At 38.1% G+C, this 15896-nt stretch carries 16 protein-coding genes; 7 read left to right on the top strand and 9 right to left on the bottom strand.

The window, feature by feature from the left end:
• Nucleotides 1-3 precede the first annotated feature (3 nt).
• The 6 genes from ACINWC141_RS01080 to ACINWC141_RS01055 form a co-directional block, all read right to left on the bottom strand.
• On the bottom strand, nt 4-639 hold the full coding sequence (locus ACINWC141_RS01080; RefSeq protein ID WP_009387053.1) for a MotA/TolQ/ExbB proton channel family protein: 636 nt from the start codon (nt 637-639) through the stop codon (nt 4-6).
• 50 nt (nt 640-689) lie between these two features.
• Nucleotides 690-1577 carry a ParB/RepB/Spo0J family partition protein gene (locus tag ACINWC141_RS01075; protein WP_009387096.1) on the bottom strand — a complete coding sequence of 296 codons (888 nt, stop codon included), beginning with the start codon at nt 1575-1577 and terminating at the stop codon, nt 690-692.
• Complete coding sequence (locus tag ACINWC141_RS01070; protein ID WP_003651453.1) at nt 1574-2356, bottom strand: ParA family protein; 783 nt, start codon at nt 2354-2356, stop codon at nt 1574-1576. Before ACINWC141_RS01070 ends, ACINWC141_RS01075 begins: the two co-directional genes overlap by 4 nt.
• Before the next feature lie 21 nt (nt 2357-2377).
• Nucleotides 2378-3010 (bottom strand): 16S rRNA (guanine(527)-N(7))-methyltransferase RsmG, encoded by a 633-nt coding sequence (gene rsmG / locus ACINWC141_RS01065; protein ID WP_009387190.1) that lies wholly within the window; start codon nt 3008-3010, stop codon nt 2378-2380.
• An 87-nt stretch (nt 3011-3097) separates the two neighbouring features.
• Nucleotides 3098-3787, bottom strand: a complete 690-nt coding sequence (murU, locus tag ACINWC141_RS01060; protein WP_009387066.1) for an N-acetylmuramate alpha-1-phosphate uridylyltransferase MurU — start codon at nt 3785-3787, stop codon at nt 3098-3100.
• The gene (locus ACINWC141_RS01055) at nt 3787-4800 is read right to left on the bottom strand and encodes an aminoglycoside phosphotransferase family protein (protein WP_009387064.1); all 1014 of its coding nucleotides are present in this window, start codon (nt 4798-4800) and stop codon (nt 3787-3789) included. The genes murU and ACINWC141_RS01055 overlap by 1 nt, the downstream gene beginning before the upstream one ends.
• 120 nt (nt 4801-4920) lie before the next feature.
• On the opposite strand from ACINWC141_RS01055, the gene ACINWC141_RS01050 reads away from it, so the two are divergent.
• Both ACINWC141_RS01050 and ACINWC141_RS01045 read left to right on the top strand, forming a co-directional pair.
• A complete protein-coding gene (locus ACINWC141_RS01050) occupies nt 4921-7359 on the top strand; it encodes an LPS-assembly protein LptD (protein ID WP_009387119.1) in 2439 nt (812 codons plus the stop codon).
• A complete protein-coding gene (locus ACINWC141_RS01045; RefSeq protein WP_009387133.1) occupies nt 7359-8669 on the top strand; it encodes a peptidylprolyl isomerase in 1311 nt (436 codons plus the stop codon). The genes ACINWC141_RS01050 and ACINWC141_RS01045 overlap by 1 nt, the downstream gene beginning before the upstream one ends.
• A 119-nt stretch (nt 8670-8788) precedes the next feature.
• Here ACINWC141_RS01045 and fba read toward each other — a convergent pair whose 3' ends face one another.
• The 3 genes from fba to ACINWC141_RS01030 all read right to left on the bottom strand — a co-directional run bounded on the left by fba (nt 8789) and on the right by ACINWC141_RS01030 (nt 11504).
• The gene (fba, locus tag ACINWC141_RS01040; RefSeq protein ID WP_009387063.1) at nt 8789-9826 is read right to left on the bottom strand and encodes a class II fructose-bisphosphate aldolase; all 1038 of its coding nucleotides are present in this window, start codon (nt 9824-9826) and stop codon (nt 8789-8791) included.
• 121 nt (nt 9827-9947) lie between these two features.
• Nucleotides 9948-10193: a hypothetical protein gene (locus tag ACINWC141_RS01035; protein WP_009387171.1), complete on the bottom strand. Its 246-nt coding sequence runs from the start codon at nt 10191-10193 to the stop codon at nt 9948-9950.
• Nucleotides 10194-10316: 123 nt separating this feature from the next.
• Entirely contained in the window at nt 10317-11504 is a 1188-nt protein-coding gene (locus ACINWC141_RS01030) for a phosphoglycerate kinase (protein WP_009387092.1), read from the bottom strand.
• A 138-nt stretch (nt 11505-11642) separates the two neighbouring features.
• Between ACINWC141_RS01030 and ACINWC141_RS01025 the strand changes: the two genes are divergently transcribed.
• The 5 genes from ACINWC141_RS01025 to ACINWC141_RS01005 all read left to right on the top strand — a co-directional run bounded on the left by ACINWC141_RS01025 (nt 11643) and on the right by ACINWC141_RS01005 (nt 15530).
• A complete protein-coding gene (locus tag ACINWC141_RS01025) occupies nt 11643-12026 on the top strand; it encodes a DUF2237 family protein (protein ID WP_003651438.1) in 384 nt (127 codons plus the stop codon).
• A complete protein-coding gene (locus ACINWC141_RS01020) occupies nt 12026-12619 on the top strand; it encodes a Maf family protein (protein WP_009387155.1) in 594 nt (197 codons plus the stop codon). The genes ACINWC141_RS01025 and ACINWC141_RS01020 overlap by 1 nt, the downstream gene beginning before the upstream one ends.
• A 31-nt stretch (nt 12620-12650) precedes the next feature.
• Nucleotides 12651-13814, top strand: a complete 1164-nt coding sequence (locus tag ACINWC141_RS01015; protein ID WP_009387156.1) for a ribosomal protein uL16 3-hydroxylase — start codon at nt 12651-12653, stop codon at nt 13812-13814.
• 374 nt (nt 13815-14188) lie between these two features.
• Nucleotides 14189-14752, top strand: a complete 564-nt coding sequence (locus tag ACINWC141_RS01010) for a TetR/AcrR family transcriptional regulator (protein ID WP_009387090.1) — start codon at nt 14189-14191, stop codon at nt 14750-14752.
• A gap of 466 nt (nt 14753-15218) precedes the next feature.
• Nucleotides 15219-15530, top strand: a complete 312-nt coding sequence (locus ACINWC141_RS01005) for an ArsR/SmtB family transcription factor (protein WP_002121379.1) — start codon at nt 15219-15221, stop codon at nt 15528-15530.
• The last annotated feature ends 366 nt before the right edge of the window (nt 15531-15896 follow it).

Genomic DNA, 15896 nt, shown 5'->3' with positions numbered 1-15896 from the left:
CTTTTAACCAACACGGCGGTGTTCAGCTACAGACGAAGAACGCTTATAGAACAATGAGGCATGAAATAAGGTCGATTGCTGTTCTAATTCGGCAATATAATCTTGCACCACTCTTTGAAAATAGCGATAAGCAATTAAAGCAGGAATTGCAATTAACATCCCTACAGCTGTGGTAATTAATGCTTTAGAGATACCGGGAATCATTAAACTTGGACTACCAGCTGATCCAAAATCAATAACAAGAAATGACTCAATAATTCCTACTACAGTACCAAGCAAACCAAGCAACGGCGCTACCGCACTTAGAGTGCCCAAAAAATTAATATTTTTTTCTAAATAAGAAATTTCTTGAGAAGCCGCTACTTCCATTTGCGCACGAGCAAATTGCTCACCATGCTCGCGGTGCTCGAAACCTGCTTTTAAAATGTGTCCCAATGCGCTACTTTGCGCGTCTACATTTTGTTCCAAAATTTCCACGATATCTTCAGCTTTCAAAGAGCCCTTACCACTTAATGCTTCGGGTAAAACTTGTGAACGTCTTAACCGAACAAAACGTTCAATACTGATCGCAACAGTTAAAATCGAGCATAGAATTAAAGGCAGCATCAACCAGCCACCCGCTCTCACAAGTTCCCACATATGTTCTTCCCCAAGAATATAAAATTAGAAATACATGACCCAACTGCAAATTATTCTGGCAAACAAATATTTAAAATGCCATCTAACTCATCTAAGGTGTGATAATGAATAACAAGTTTACCCTTACCTTTTTGGTTATGATCAATTTTTACATTAGCGCCAAAGCGCTCTGATAACTTTTGTGTCAATTGCTCAATATCTGGTGCTACAGGCGCTTTTTCCTTTTCCTGTTTAGGCTCACTTCTATCACGCACCAATTGCTCTGTTTGACGAACTGACAATCCTTTATCAATTACAATTTTAGCAACTTCTAATTGATCTTTACCTTTTAATGTCAAGATAGCTCGCGCATGCCCCATATCAAGCTGGCCTTGCTGCATGAAATCTTTGATATCATCGGCTAAACTCAATAGACGCAATAAATTACTGACAGTAGTACGTGCTTTACCTACTGTGTCCGCAATTTCCTGATGACTTAAACCAAATTCATCATGAAAACGCTGTAGAGCTAGTGCTTGATCAATTGGATTTAAATCTTGACGTTGAATGTTTTCAATTAACGCTAATGCAATTGCAACCTGATCATTTAAATCACGAACAATTGCGGGAATTTCAGTTAAGCCCGCAAGTTGCGCTGCACGCCAACGACGCTCACCTGCAATGATTTCATATGGATGCGTTTCATCATCAACTGGACGAATTACAATAGGCTGCATCACCCCATGTTTTTCAATAGAAGATGCTAACTCTTGTAAATCGTGCTCATGAATAAAACGACGTGGTTGATATTCACCGCGTTTCAGTAAATTAACATCAATTTGCTTTAACTGTCCGTGGTCTAGTGCCTGTGCTTCCAGTTGTAATTTTTCTTTTTGAATTGAACCAAGTAATGCATCTAAACCACGTCCTTTAGCCAATCCGCGTTTTTTGATGCTCATACTTTACTTCCTTTCTTCACTTTACTTCTCTTTAACATCTCAGCTGCAAGATTTAAATATGCAACCGCACCTTTAGAACTTTTTTCGAAATAGATAACAGGTAAACCATGTGCTGGTGCTTCTGCTAAGCGAACATTACGGGGAACAACAGTATCATAAAGTTTTTTGCCAAAATACTGCTCAAGCTCTGCAGAAACATCACGTGTTAAAGCATTTCGTGCATCGTACATCGTACGTAATACACCAATAATTTCTAAATCAGGATTGAGTGCTTTTTGAATACGATCAATAGTCTGAGTTAGATCAGCCAAACCCTCTAACGCATAATACTCACATTGCATTGGAATAATTACACTATCTACAGCCGCCAAAGCATTGACAGTAATCAAACTCAAGCTTGGAGCACAATCCACAATGATATAGTCAAATGAGTTTCTGATTTCATTCAAAGCATTCTTTAGAATGAATTCACGACCTTCCTGCTCTGCAATAGCAAGCTCTACACCTGAAAGCTCACGATTAGAGCCTAGAACTTTATATCCAACTTCTGCTTTTTGAATGGCTGTTTCAATTGGAACTTCGCCAAGAAGAACATCTGTAATTGAATACAAAAGATCGTTCTTTTGAATACCAGACCCCATCGTAGCATTACCTTGTGAGTCCATATCCACAAGTAACACACGTTTCTTTAATACAGCTAGAGACGCTGCAAGATTTACTGCAGTCGTTGTTTTACCAACACCACCCTTTTGGTTTGCAATCGCAATAATTTGAGCCATGGTAACCTTAATACTTTTTATTTAGATACGTTGAAGTAAAAGTAAATGACGTTGTTCATCAAGTCTTGGTACGCGCAGTTCAATCACTTTACATGAAAAGTCCTGCTTGAGCTGCTCAATTTCCTCAACTGGCACTACACCTTTCATCGCTGCGATTATACTGCTCTGATGAAGGTATGGCTGAGCTGCATCTACAAAGTCCGTTAAAGAAGCAAAAGCTCGACTTGTTATGACGTCAAACTGGCCAAGCTCATCAATTGTATCTTGATTCTCAACACGTGTTTGTACTGCCACAACGTTACTCAATTTAAGATCAGCAATAAATTGCTTCAAAAAACGAATTTTTTTACCATTAGAATCTAAAAGAACACATTGGCGTTGAGGCTGACAAAGAGCAATAATCATGCCAGGCATACCACCACCTGTACCCACATCAAGTAGTCTACCTTCAGGTAAGTCATTTAAAATACTTAGACTATCCAACAAATGCTTCACTAACATTTCTTTCGGATCACGAATTGCTGTCAGATTATATGCTTTATTCCAAAGTACCAAAGCATCTTGATACTTTAACAATAATCCCAAAGCTTCATCGCTAAGCGATAAACCTAATTTTTGACTACCCTGTTGTAACTCTTGAAAAAACGGATGCATAAACAGATAACATCTAAGTAAAATTTAAAACAAAGTATACCCATTTATGCATCGTGGAACACTAGTTAACGATTAGGGATTACACACTTAATCGTAGAAGCCTTCACGAATTTGCAAATCTAGCTGCATTAAACGCTCAGGCGTTCCCACATCTACCCATGCACCTTTAAGCTTTTCACCAGATATTTTTTGATTGTGCATTGCTTGCTTCAACAGTGGAGCTAAAGGACGTTTACCCGGTTCCAATCCATCAAAAAGCTTAGGATGGATAACAGAGACACCACTAAAAGTCAGGTTTTCACCCTTCACATCTTGATCGAATGTAAAGGCGCGTCCATCCAATAACGTAAAGTCGCCTTCAGGATGTTGTTTAGGGTTATCAACCAATACAATATGTGCTAAATCATCATTTAGCTTAATATGACGTAGAGCTTCAAAATCCATCGTGGTCCATACATCTCCATTCACCAGAATAAATGGATCAGTTCCAAGCAGTGGCAAAGCATTAATAATTCCACCAGCTGTTTCTAGACCTTCATCCTCTCGTGTCCAACGGATATCCACACCAAATTGAGAACCGTCCCCTAAGCTACTGATGAGCTTGTCGGCCAACCATGCAGAATTGATGACGATTTCGGTCACACCAATTTTCTTAAATTTTTCAATATGCCACACAATAAGCGGCTTACCGCCTACCTCAAGCAGAGGTTTTGGGGTATATAGCGTGAGTGGACGCATACGATTACCCAAGCCAGCAGCAAGAATCATTGCTTTCATTATGCTGCTACCTCGTAGTTACCATATTTCTCAATGAATTTAGGCATGACAATGTCATTTATGAATAACATAAACTCATCAAGTTCAGCATAACCACGGCTTTCTTCGATCAAATACCACATGACACGTGGTAAATCTTTTAAATAACCAGATTTACCATCGCGTTCAAACAGACGCACAAAAATGCCCAGAATTTTAATATGGCGCTGAATAGCCATTAAATCTGCATCACGTTTAAACTGTTCAAAACTGCGGTTCTGTTTAGCAGACTCTGGTAGTAAGTCATAAAAGACTCTAAACCATTGATATACACGCTCTGCATTCCACTGAACATATGCATCACGAGTAATCGAGATTAGGTCGTAAGTATCGGCACCAACCACGGCATCCTGAAAGTCAATCACACCCAGTTCTGCTTCATCTGCAATTTTCATCAAATTACGACTGTGAAAATCACGATGTACAATCACTTGCGGCTGAGCCAATGCAGTTTTTGCCAATAGATCGAAAGCATCATCAATCACCTGTTGCTGCTTCGCATCTGGAACAATCTGCAAAGATGGTAGCATCCAGTCGGTTAACAGCTTCATTTCCGTTAACAGTTTTTCATAGGAGTATGCAGGAAATTGCTCATGACCATCTACAGACTGCAAATGAATCAGCTGTTTAAAACTTTGTTCATAGTATTGATCAACTGTTTCTTCATTTAATAATGTCGACAACAGCACATCTCCAAAATCTTCCAATAACAGAAAACCTTGAGCTAAATCTTTGGCGACGATCTGCGGTACGCGTACACCATGGCCTGCAAAAAATTCGTCAATGGTCACAAACGGAACACAGTCTTCTTTTTCTGGAGGGGCATCCATGAGCATATACGTTTTATTTTGTAACTGGATACGCGCATAACGGCGAAAGCTTGCATCACCTGCCAAAAAAGCGATCTTAAATTGATCATTTTCAAGAACAGATGTAAGCCATGTATATATCAATTGTTCACGTTGTGTATTCATTTGCAATAAAATCTAAAACAAGCTGAGATTTTTGAAGGGTTAAGTGTAGCCACTTATAAACTTTTTCTCTATGATGCGACAATAATTAATTGTGAATTAGCATACTTGGTTAATGAGACAATGAAGCATCAGTTTAAATTTAATCCTTTAGCGACAGCTATTTTTACGCTCTTATGTGGCTCCATACAATCAAGTTATGCTGAGTCAGCTGATGTTGTCTCCAATATAGACAATAATCAACTTAAAGCGAGCATCAAAGAAGCCTACCCGGGTCAAGAATTCTTTCAACAGTATTATGTTGATAAATCTGCACCTGAGGCACAGCTTCGTGACAATAAATATTTAAGCTCGGCATTTTGCCAGGGTACGTGGGTTACACCGATTAACCCAGAGACCAAAGCTGTAGATGCCGACAAGACGACTTCTGTCGTTACGGCTAATTATGGACATTATAATCCGGCGGGTGACTCTGTTTTAGAAGGAGACGTCGTTATTGATCAGGAAGGACGCACGGTACGTGCTGACAAGGTTACGATTGATAAGACTCAAACCTTTGCACACGCACAAGGCCGAGTACAACTGGCTCAAGGCGGGTTACTTTCACAGAGTGACGAAATTAATTACAACCTAAAAAACCAGACTGGTAATTTAGAAAATAGTTTTTATATTTCTGAACAGCAACATGCTCATGGTCACGCAGGGAAAATCGAAAGAACATCACCAAATGTCATGGTTCTTAACGATGCTACCTACACGACTTGTCCACCGGGGCAAAAGCCGGGTTGGAAAATTCAGGCAAATAAAATTGAGCTAAATCAGGAAACTGGGCGTGGTGTAACTCACGGGACAAAACTGTATGTTAAAGATGTTCCAGTTTTAGCTATTCCCTACTTTAACTTCCCGATTGATGATCGTAGAACTACAGGTATTCTCAACCCTCAGTTTGGTTTTTCAAACGATGGTGGTGTCGAGCTTTCTGTTCCGGTTTATTTAAACCTTGCACCAAACTATGATCTCACACTTACCCCGCGTTATTTAGCAGACCGCGGTGCAATGTTAAAAGGTGACTTCCGCTATTTAACTGATGGCTTTGGTGCAGGTGAAATATGGGGTGGCATGTTGCCATCTGACAAAGAATATGATGATAAAGATCGTAAAGATTTCCATTTTTTACATAATTGGGAGATCAACGATCAATGGTCGACCAATCTAGAATATAACTATGCTTCAGATAAAGATTATTTCTCTGATTTAGATAGTAATCCTAACTCTAAAACAGATCTTAACTTACGTAGAGCATGGGAGCTTAACTACCAACATGGTATTCCGGGCTTAAAAGCTCAGCTTAAAGTTGAAGATTTCCAGACACTTGATCCTGAAGTTAAGGATGCAGACAAACCATATGCACGTTTGCCGCAATTCTTATTGAATTATGTCACGGGTAATCCATTAGGCTTACAATACGAATTCAATAACGATACTGCATACTTCAAGAAATCAATTAATGATGATTCTGCTCAGGAAAGTAGTGGTACACGTATCTACAACCAGTTTGCAACGCGCTATAACTACCGCACACCAGCAGCATTTGCGATCCCTGAAGTTTCTGTACGTTCTATTCAAACATTCTATGATAAGGACAGTATCGCATCTCAAGGTCTAGATGGCGGTTCTGAAAACAAATCAGTCGTTGTGCCTCAGTTTACTTTAGATACTGGGCTAAACTTTGAACGTGAAGGCAAGTATTTACAAACACTTACGCCACGTGCTTTCTACGCATATGCTCCATACAAAAACCAAGATGGCTACCCTAACTTTGATTCGACAAGTGCATCAATTAGTTATGATCAGTTATTTAACCCATATCGCTTTTATGGTCATGACCGCCTAGAAGACAATAACTTTTTATCATTAGGTGTAAGTTACAGCCTCTTCGATACTGTAGGTTTAGAACGTTTACGTGCAAGTGTGGGGCAAAGTTACTATTTCGAAGATCGTCGTGTCACCTTACAACAGCAAGATGAATTTGACACCGAGCGTAAGACAGGTCCAGTCGTTAGCTTATCAAGTCAGTTAAACCAAAATTTCACGATTGCTGCTAACTCAGCATGGATGTCTAATGGTGATAACGCTCAGCGTGATTTCCAAGTTTATTACACTGGAGATAAAGGAAATCTATATAACTTAGGCTATTTCTATCGCAAAGATATTGCAGGACGCCAAGATACTTATGATCAGGTTGTTGCATCGTTTATACAACCAATTAAAGACAATTGGCGTATTATGGGCCACGTACAATATGACATGGACAATGATGTTGCCCGTGAACTCTTATTAGGGGTTAACTATGAGTCATGTTGCTGGGGCATTTCTGTCTATGGTCGCTCGTACTATAACGATCTAGATGATCCAAAATCTCCAGATGTTAGTGAAAAACGTGCCATTATGGCCGAAATTACATTAAAAGGTTTAGGTGGTTTAAACAATAAACTCGCGTCTTTACTTGAAAATCGCGTTTTAGGTTTTAACAAAATTAATCAATCTTGGACACAACGTTAATGAAGACAAAGCATCTTAAACAGTTTTTTAAAGCAACTACCCTTGCTGCCCTAATCTCTTCATCAATGCATAGTTTTGCCCAACCCGCTGATGAAGTTGTGGCAATTGTGGACAATAGCGTAATTTTAAAAAGCGATCTTCAACAAGGGATGGCTGAAGCCGCTCACGAACTTCAGGCACAAAAAAAAGAGGTTCCACCTCAGCAATATTTGCAATTTCAGGTGTTAGATCAACTCATCTTGCGTCAGGCACAACTTGAACAAGTTAAAAAATATGGTATCAAACCTGATGAAAAAAGCTTAAATGAAGCCGTCCTAAAAGTAGCAAGTCAATCTGGTACTAAGAGTTTAGAAGCCTTTCAGCAAAAGTTAGATGCTATGGCCCCAGGGACTTATGAAAGTTTACGCGGTCGAATCGCTGAGGATTTAGCGATTAGTCGTTTGCGCCAACAACAAGTCATGTCTCGTATTAAAATTAGTGATCAAGATGTAGAGAACTTCTTAAAGTCACCTCAGGGACAAGCTGCATTAGGCAACCAAGCACATGTAATTCATATGCGTATTGCTGGTGATAATCCGCAGGAAGTTCAATCAGTAGCTCAACAAGTGCGTTCAAAGCTTGCGCAAAGTAATGATATAAACACATTGAAAAAACTTTCAACTGCAAATGTAAAAGTTGAGGGTGCTGACATGGGATTCCGCCCACTTTCAGACATTCCTGCCGAACTTGCAGCACGTATTACCCCATTACAAGAAGGTCAAACAACTGACTTAATCTCAGTACGTGATGGTGTACATGTTTTAAAGCTCCTTGAACGTAAACAAAATGAGCAAAAAGCATTAGTACCTCAATATCAAACTCGCCATATTCTTATTCAACCTTCTGAAGTGGTTAGTCTTGATAATGCCAAGCAAATTATTGATAACATCTATAAGCGCTTAAAAGCTGGCGATGATTTTGCAACTCTTGCAGCTACCTATTCAAATGATACAGGTTCTGCGCGTGATGGCGGCAGTTTAGGCTGGGTAACTCCAGGTATGATGGTGCCTGAATTTGACAAAAAAATGCAGGAAATTCCTGTAGGTGAAATCAGCGAACCTTTCCAGACTCAATTCGGTTGGCATATCTTACAAGTAACTGAAAAACGCGAAAAAGATATGACTCATGAATATCAAGAGCGTATGGCACGTCAAATTTTAGGTGAACGTCAATTTAACACTGAAATTGATAGCTGGTTACGTGAAGTACGTGCAAATGCTTATGTAGAAATTAAAGATCCAAGCCTAGACAAAAAGAACTTACAAAAGTAAGACTTTTTCTCTTCAATAAAACCTGTGTTTATCACAGGTTTTTTTATAAATAAAATTCACTTAATAAAAAAACCGGTTATTTACATAACCGGTTTTTTTAAATTAAACCCTGACGGGAATTATTTATAACGATCAACCATTTTCTCTAAAGAAATTGGGCGAATCTTGTCAGCATTTCCAGCTGTACCAAACGCTTCATAACGATCAATACAAATTTGCTTCATTGAATCTACAGTTTTAGCAAAGTATTTACGTGGATCGAACTCAGCTGGGTTTTCAGCCATAAACTGACGAATTGCACCAGTAGATGCTAAACGTAAGTCTGTATCGATATTAATCTTACGTACACCATGTTTAATTGCTTCTACAAGCTGTTCAACAGGCACACCATAAGTCTCTTTAATATCTCCACCAAACTCGTTGATTACTTTCAACCATTCTTGCGGCACAGAACTTGAACCATGCATTACAAGGTGAGTATTTGGTAATGCTGCATGAATTTCTTTGATGCGGTCAATTGCCAAGATATCGCCTGTAGGTGGACGCGTAAATTTATACGCACCGTGTGAAGTACCTACTGCAATTGCTAGTGCATCAACATTTGTATCAGCAACGAATTGAGTCGCTTCTTCAACAGAAGTCAAAAGTTGTGAGTGGTCAAGTACGCCTTCCGCACCAACACCATCCTCTTCACCAGCCATACCAGTTTCAAGGCTACCTAAACAGCCAATTTCACCTTCGACAGAAACACCACATGCATGTGCTAAAGCAACAACATTACGAGTTACATCAACGTTGTATTCGTAAGTTGTAGGTGTCTTACCATCTACACCTAATGAACCGTCCATCATTACTGAGCTAAAGCCAAGCTGAATTGAACGCTGACAAATATCAGGGCTTGTCCCATGGTCTTGGTGCATTACCACTGGAATATGTGGCCATTCTTCAATTGCAGCCAAAATAAGATGGCGTAAGAATGGAGCGCCTGCATATTTGCGAGCTCCAGCTGATGCTTGAACAATTACAGGTGAATTGGTTGCATCTGCGGCAAGCATGATTGCGCGCATTTGTTCTAAGTTATTTACGTTAAATGCTGGTACGCCGTAGTTATGTTCAGCAGCGTGATCCAAGAGCTGGCGCATTGAAATGAGTGCCATAATATCCTCCCAGGTAGTGCGGGTTATTCTACCCTTTCATTTATTTCAATTCAGCAACAAATCACAGTATTTCAAAAAAAATCCCCGCATATGCAGGGATTTTTTAACAAAAAACAACAAATTAATGTGTTTCTGAAGCAGCAGCCTCACTTGATGCACTACCTTCAACCACATCAGTATTCTTTTCATCTAAAACTGGCTTATCAATCGCATCAATCGCTGCTTGTTGCTCAGGCGTTACTTTGTCAGAAACAGCAGTAGAAGCTGCCGATTCTTGACCAGCCTGCGATGCCTCATCTTTCTTAGCACAAGCAGTTAGCATCATCGGTAAAATTAACAGAGCAGCAAATGTAAGCTTTAAATTCATCACTATTGTCCACAGTTGGTGATTTAATGCTCATTATTTTATTGCAGATATATGACAGTTTAATGACTTATCAATGAAAAAGAGATTGGTGGCCCAATCCCTTCTTCTTTTTAGATAACAGTATTAAGCACGCTCAAGTAGTACAGCAACTGCTGGCAAAGTCTTCCCTTCAACAAACTCAAGGAATGCACCGCCACCTGTAGAAATATAACCAATTTGATCAGCAACGTTATACTTATCAATCGCAGCTAAAGTATCTCCACCACCAGCAATAGAGAAACCAGCAGATTGGGCAACTGCAAGAGAAAGTGCTTTAGTACCTTCACCAAATTGATCAACTTCAAATACGCCTACAGGGCCATTCCACAGAATCGTTTTTGATGTTGTTAAAATATTAGCAAATGCTTTAGCAGTTTCTGGACCAACATCCAAAATCATATCATTTGCAGTAACGTCTTCTACTTTCTTCACAACAGCTTGTGCTGCTGCTAAAGAACCCAAGAAATCTTCAAAATTAATTTGCGATGCATCAGCAACCACTACATCTGTAGGAAGTGGAACACTTACTTTCGCAGCAATTTGTTTTGCAGTTTCAACTAAGTCAGCTTCATATAATGATTTACCAACATTAAAACCAGCAGCTGCTAAGAATGTATTTGCAATCCCACCACCAACGATAAGTTGATCACAAATACTAGAAAGAGAGTTTAGAACATCAAGTTTAGTTGAAACTTTAGAACCTGCAACAATTGCAACCATAGGCTTTTCAGGTGTTTGCATTGCACGGCCTAATGCATCTAATTCAGCTGCCAATAAAGGACCAGCTGCCGCAACAGGTGCAAAACGAGCAACACCTTCGGTAGATGCTTCTGCGCGATGAGCAGTACCAAATGCATCCATTACAAATACATCGCATAATGCAGCATATTTTTGTGCAAGCTCTGGATTATTTTTCTTTTCACCATGGTTAAAGCGTACATTTTCAAGCAATACAACTTGACCAGCTTCGACCTCAACACCATCTAGATAATCTGTTAATAACTTAACTTCTTGACCTAATACTTCTGTCAAATAAGCAGCGACTGGTGCAAGTGATTGTTCTGGCTTTGGTTCACCTTCAACAGGACGACCTAGATGCGAAAATACCATCACAGCTGCGCCTTTTTCTAAAGCAGCTTTAATTGTTGGTAACGCCGCGCGTAAACGAGCATCGCTAGTAATCACACCATTTTTGACAGGAACGTTTAAATCTTCACGAATAAGAACACGTTTACCTGTTAAGTTAAGGTCAGTCATGCGCTGAAAATTCATGTAAAGCTCTCTTTATGATTTTAAAAACGCGCCAATTTTAAATGATTACATCAAAAAAGGTTAGTTTTTTTGCATAAAAGCTGTAGAAAGCCCGAGTTTTGATTATGATAGAGATAGTCATTTGATATTTCATCCATTATGTCTATTCATCCAGATCCACAAATCAATCGTTTAAATGTTTTAGGGGAACCTTTAGCAAGTTGTTGTTTCGACCCTATTACTGGCTATTTTAGAAATGGCTTTTGTCACACAGCAGTAACAGACCTTGGTCAGCATACCGTATGTGCGCAAATGACCTCTGATTTCTTAAATTTTTCACAAAAAATAGGTAATGATCTTATTACCCCTTTACCAGAAGTAGATTTTCCTGGCCTAAAACCCGGTGATTTCTGGTGTATCTGTGTAACGCGTTGGGTAGAAGCTTATCAAGCGGGTCAAGCCCCTCCTATCAAAATACATGCATGTCACCAAGCTGTATTAAGCTATGTACCTTTAGATGTTTTAATGGAATTTGCAGTGTAATGGTTCAGCCACAAATTATTTTGGCATCAAGCAGTCAAACGCGTAAAGTCTTAATGGATCGCTTAGGGATTAAGTATATCTGTGTTAGTCCAGATATTGATGAAAGTCCCCGTGATGAAACCCATGCTGATGAACTTGCAAAAAGATTGGCTTTCACAAAAGCTCAAGTAATTGCTGCACAAAACCCACATGCAATTATTATTGGTTCTGATCAAGTCGCATGGCGAGAACATGCCCCTAGTGACTTTATTGGTAAACCGATGACCACTGAAAATGCAAAAGTACAGTTAGCCGAAAACTCAGGTCGAACTGTCTTCTTTAGTACTGCACTCAGTGTGCAATGGCATGATGGGAATTTTGAGCAAACGCTTGTTGAACACTACCAAGTTAAATTTAGGACCTTAACTCAAGCTGAAATTGAACGATATGTCGCATTAGATCAACCCCTCCATTGCGCTGGTAGCTTTAAATGTGAAAGTTTAGGAATCAGTTTGTTTGAAAAAATGATAGGTCAAGACCAGACGACACTCATGGGTTTACCAATGATTCAGCTTTGCCATATTTTAAGGCAGCTTGGTCTACAAATTCCTTAATTTTAGATATTTTTATAAATAGGTTATTTCCATGACTCAACCTTTAACAGTTTTAGGTGATATTACTGCCGAACAATTTTTAGCAGAATATTGGCAGAAAAAACCTTTACTCGTGCGTAACGGGTTGCCAGAAATTGTCGGTCTTTTAGAACCCCAAGATGTGCAAGAACTTGCTTTAGAGGAACATGCAAGTGCTCGACTCATTCGTCAAAAAGATAGAAATCCAAACGAGTGGCACGTCAAGTCTTCACCTTTAACCAAAGGTGACTTTCAAAAGTTACCAAAATTATGGACGCTTTTAGTACAAGCTGTAGACCACTATTCTTTTGACCTTTCTGAACTTTGGAAAAAATTTCCATTTATTCCACAATGGCGCCGTGACGACATTATGGTTTCCTACGCTTCTAAAGGTGGTTCAGTAGGAAAACATTTTGATTTTTATGATGTATTTTTAGTTCAAGGCCATGGACACAGACGCTGGCAACTAGGACAAATGTGCGATGTAAATACTGCATTTGTACCAAATCAGCCATTAAAACTTTTACCAGAAATAGACGTGCAATTTGATGAGATTTTAGCACCTGGCGATTTGCTCTATGTTCCACCGGGAATGGCTCATTATGGCGTTGCCGAAGATGATTGCCTAACTTTCTCATTTGGCTTTCGCATGCCTAATGTTGCCGGGATGATGGAACGTATTAGTGATCAATTTTCAGCTAATACTTTATTGCAAAATCCTGTTGTAGATGTGGCACGTAAACAAACAAGTCAAATCGGTGAAATTAACACAACTGAACTGAGCTATCTAAAGGACTTAGTTTTGGCGCAATTAAAAGATTCATCAGCACTTGATGCCGCTATCATGTCTTACATGAGTGAACCTAAATATCCGGATAATATTCCAGAAGCTGATGAAATCGAAGGCGATGACTTAAAAGAAATTTTACATGAAGGATATGAAGTTCTTTTAGAGCCAGCCTCTCGACTACTTTATACAGAACAAAACGGAACCTTAAACTTTTGGGGGAATGGTGAATCGCTATTTATAGCTGAGTCCTTTGAGCAAAAATTAAAAGCAATTGCCAATGGAGAAAGCCTGCCATTCGATAGCCAATTTAATGATGATGAAATACTAGAAAACGTTGCTCACTTGTTAAATGAATCTATTCTGATGCTTTTACCTCCTGCTGAGTGACCTTTGTAATAGAAAGTAGACTTTTTCATGAAAGTGGAAAAGTCTACTTTTCAAATTAGCTACCAAACTCAAAATACACTTCATCATTATTCGTTAAATGCACCCCAAGCTCTCAAATAGGCGTGGAAAATGTTATTAAAACTAAAGCAAAATTGAAATGAAAATAAAAACCAAAAAGTCTAACTCTACATTCTAAGAAACGGCATATCTCTTACTTACTCTTTCCTTAAAATTTAAACGACGCGGTTTAAAAAAATAATATCTTTTTTCTATCAATAACAAACAATACCTTGTAAAATTAAAGATCCAGATTCTCATTAATACAGATCACAGTTCAAGCGAATAGCAATTCATTTGTGAGAGGCTAAAAAAATATGTCGAAAAAAGATGACATTATTAACACCGCATTAAGACTTTTTAACTCATATAGCTATAATTCTATAGGTGTGGATCGCATCATTAATGAATCTGGCGTTGCAAAAATGACTTTTTACAAGCATTTTCCATCAAAAGAAAAATTAATTGAAGAATGCTTACTTTTACGAAATACGCTTTTGCAAAACTCTCTTACCTCTGCCTTATCAAAACATGATGAGTTAGATCCTCTCGCGAGAATTAAAGCAGTATTTTTATGGTATTCCGACTGGTTTAATAGCGAAGACTTTAATGGCTGCATGTTTCAAAAAGCATTGGAAGAAGTTTTAAAACAATATCCATCAACTCATCAACCTGCCACTTTATATAAAGCTTGGCTGACCCAGCTCATGCAAAATCTTCTTAACCAGTATGAAGTAAAAGAACCAGGACCTTTATCTTTATTACTTGTTAATATATTGGAAGGTATGACCATTCAAGCACAGGTCGAACATGGTTCTATAAAAATTTATGATTATTGGAATCGAGTTGAAAAATTAATCGACTTCGAAAGAGCTGCTTAAAAATAAAGCGTGATATTCTTCTTCTTATATTAATATTCTTCTTATCTATCACGCTGCGTCTGAAAGTCATTTTGGTTCAAAATTAGACGTTTTTTTGGACCCTACCGAACCAAAATATACAGACCTGTCTGTACAAAACAGATTATATATTTAAAAAATAAAAACTCAATCTTTTTTTATGCATGATTCAAAGATAAATTAGATTTAACTATTTATAGGGACGAAATAATCATTATTTTATGTTGACTTCAATTCACTTATACTTAACAATTAAACTTATAACACAATGCAACACTTTAGACACAAAAGAAATACAAACAACTGTTTTTAATTAAAAATACTACTTATTTATCAATTCCCCTTATATTGCTTTTCAACAAAAACAATTGGATTGATTAGTTTTGCTACATTCATTTCCGCAAGATCAATCTATACTATGCCCGCTATATTGATATAGGTATAAAGTATGAAAGATGGACTCCAAATTGAAGAAATGAAAAATGCGGCTGATTCAGTCGTTGGAATTCTAAAATCTTTGGCTAATACAGATCGTTTATTAATTTTATGTCACTTAGCTTACGAGGAGCTAAATGTCTCACAAATTGAAGAGAAAACCCAAATTACACAGCCCACACTTTCACAACAGCTTATGATGTTACGTAAAAGTGATGTTGTATCAACTCGTCGTGATGGTAAGCAAATTTTTTATTCTATTAAGGATGACAATATGCATTCAATTTTAAATACACTTCACCAACTGTACTGTGCAAGTAAATAATATCTTTGAATTATAAATTTATAATAATATTAGTAATTTCCTGAAATATGCGATTTTTCAGCTTGAAAGCTTAGAGTCTAGTCCAAGCACGAAGTTTTGAAAATTCGCGTAGCTTTTCCCCAGTTTCACCGATCCCATTTAATCTGTTATTAACTCATTTCTCTTACGTTCATTCAGTGTATTCACCGTTTTTTGAAATAATTCATTTTCTTCACGAACAATTAACAAGCAAAGCCTCCTTTAAAAAATATTAAAATTTAAAATTAACCAGAACTAAAACAATGGTTTAATCTTACCACCTATCATAAAAGCCTCTAGACAGTATAAAAAAGCTTAAGATTCCCATAACTTAAGTATAAAATACTC

The sequence above is a fragment of the Acinetobacter sp. WC-141 genome (assembly GCF_000313935.1).
In the GTDB taxonomy this organism is placed as follows: Bacteria; Pseudomonadota; Gammaproteobacteria; order Pseudomonadales; family Moraxellaceae; genus Acinetobacter.
The sequence above is the reverse complement of the archived record's forward strand: the minus strand, read 5'-3'. Positions and strand labels throughout refer to the sequence as shown.